This window comes from Streptomyces sp. NPDC001880 (genome assembly GCF_053594575.1).
In genome coordinates this window covers 1-2,019 of record NZ_JBSFET010000258.1, presented here as the reverse complement: position 1 = coordinate 2,019, position 2,019 = coordinate 1, and the positions used below count along the sequence as shown (strand labels likewise).

Here is a 2,019-nt window from a genome sequence, read left to right as displayed (position 1 = left end):
GGCCCGGGGCCTTTCCACCCCCTGGCGGCTGACCCTGGCGCTCGCCGTCTACGACGAGCGCGACCCCGAGCACGACTGGGTTCGTGACCCCGCGGAGCTCCGTCAACGCGGCCTGCGAACCCCCGAGCAGATCCGGGACCACCTGCTGGATCTGTACATCCGCGGTGCCTCCCCGATGGACGACACCGCCGCGCCCTACACGCGGCAGCAGGTGTGTATTTGGATGACGGTCCTCGCCCGCCACCTGCGCACCAACACCGGTGCCCGCGAGGTGGCCGGACGCCGTCTGTCGAACACCGACCTCGTGCTTCACGAATTGTGGCCGCTCACCGGCCACCGCCGCGCCCGCACCGTCCACGTCCTCCTGACCTTCGCGGTGTGGGCCGTTGCCGACCTGCCCGCGGGCCTGCTCGACGCGTGGAGCGTGTACGTGATGAACGTGACGCTCATGGTGGCGGGCAGCCTTCTCGTGGGAATCCCTCCCTGGCCGATCCCGTCCCGGCTGGAACGCATCGCGGTCGGAACACGTGTCGGACGACGCCAGCTCGTGAACGGGCTCGTGGGCGGGCTCTTCTGGGGAGGGCTCGTCGTCGTGCTCGACATCGGGAACGTCGTCGGACTGGTGATCGGGCTCGTGTACGGATCGGTGGTGGGACTCGTCGGAGGGGCGACCGTCGGGGCCGGGCTGGCAGGCGTGCTCTCGGACGCACCCGAGATCCGCAGGCCGCACGGGCTCGCGTCGCCGCGCCGCATGGTGCGGGACGACCTGGTGACCGGGCTCGTGACCGGACTCGTGGTCGGGCTCGGGTTCGTCCCCTTCTACTGGTTCGCCCTGAGCCCCGTCCTCGCGTTCGGGGCGGTGTTCATCTACATGGCCCTGTTCGGCCTCGGCGGCGGGCGGGTGCTCGCGCTGGTCTACAATCGCCTGTTCAGATGCGGCTACCGAGGCGCTCTCGACGTGCTGTTCAGGCCCTGGCGCGCGTTCGGACCCCTGTTCAGGACAGGCGCCGGCCCGGCCCTCGGAGCGGCCGGGGTCCGCTACGTGGCTCTCCTGCTCTGTACTCGCCGCTGGTGGTCCGACCAGCCACTGCCCTGGCGCCTCGGCCGCTTCCTCGACTGGTGCTGCGACGCGGGTCTGATGCGCACCGCCGGGATCGCCTACCAGTTCCGCCACCGCGAGCTCCAGGACTTCCTCGCCCGCGGCGACATCCGCCACGATCCGCCGGGCGGCCCCGAGTCCGCGTGAACCCCGGGTGGCTGGTCGGTCACAAGGGTGCGGTCCGCTGCCCGCCCAGTTCCCGCACGACCGTGACGGACGTGTTCGCCGCCTCCCGGGACCTGAAGTTCACCGCTTGTAGTAGATGCGATTGCCGTGCGAGGTGGTGAGCGCCAGCATCACCGCGATCGGCTTGCGCTGCTTCGCCTCCAGCGCGGTCGTCGGTGCCTCGGGGTTCCGCCAGGGCAGTGTGCAGGCCACCGGAGGGAAACGCCGGAAATGCGCCCGAGCGCGGGCCGTGAGGTTCGGGGCGAGGGGGACATCACGGGTCTTGCCGCCCTTTGGAGTCCATCGGAGCTGGCGTCGTATGTGGACCACGCCGGCTTCGAAGTCGAGGTCCTCCTCGGCAAGGCCGAACGGCGCAGGCCGAGTCCGAGTCCGAGGTCCACGGCGAACCAGCACCGCTCCTGGAGGTGGAATCGGACGGCGTCCGCGATGGCGCGTGTCCAAGCCTTCACCTTCCAGGGTGCATCGCACGATGCACAGTATCCACTCCGGGGCGTTCGACGAGGTGGTCGCGTTCGAAGCGTGCGCCGGCGCGGACGAGGGCGACGAGGTGGGGCGTTCACGGTCCACCACCGCTGCTTCTCCAGGACTTCGGTCGGCGGATGTTGTGCTGGTCCAGGAAACTCTGGAAGGCGGTGGGCCGGCCGCAAGTCGACGACGGCCGTGGCGCTCTACGACCGCACGACCAGGACCAACTGCTCCCTGCGGGCGACCAGCACATACGACTCCGCCAGCAT

1 protein-coding gene and 1 pseudogene are annotated in these 2,019 nt (G+C 70.1%); one reads left to right on the top strand and one right to left on the bottom strand.

Features of this window, described 5'->3' with window-relative positions; all coding sequences use genetic code 11:
- Positions 1–1,246: pseudogene (locus ACWCQ6_RS37050) on the top strand (hypothetical protein); the annotation flags it as partial.
- A 99-nt stretch (positions 1,247–1,345) separates the two neighbouring features.
- On the opposite strand, the gene ACWCQ6_RS37045 reads toward ACWCQ6_RS37050, so the two are convergent.
- Positions 1,346–1,477 (bottom strand): hypothetical protein, encoded by a 132-nt coding sequence (locus ACWCQ6_RS37045; RefSeq protein WP_451096875.1) that lies wholly within the window; start codon positions 1,475–1,477, stop codon positions 1,346–1,348.
- Between the last annotated feature and the right edge of the window lie 542 nt (positions 1,478–2,019).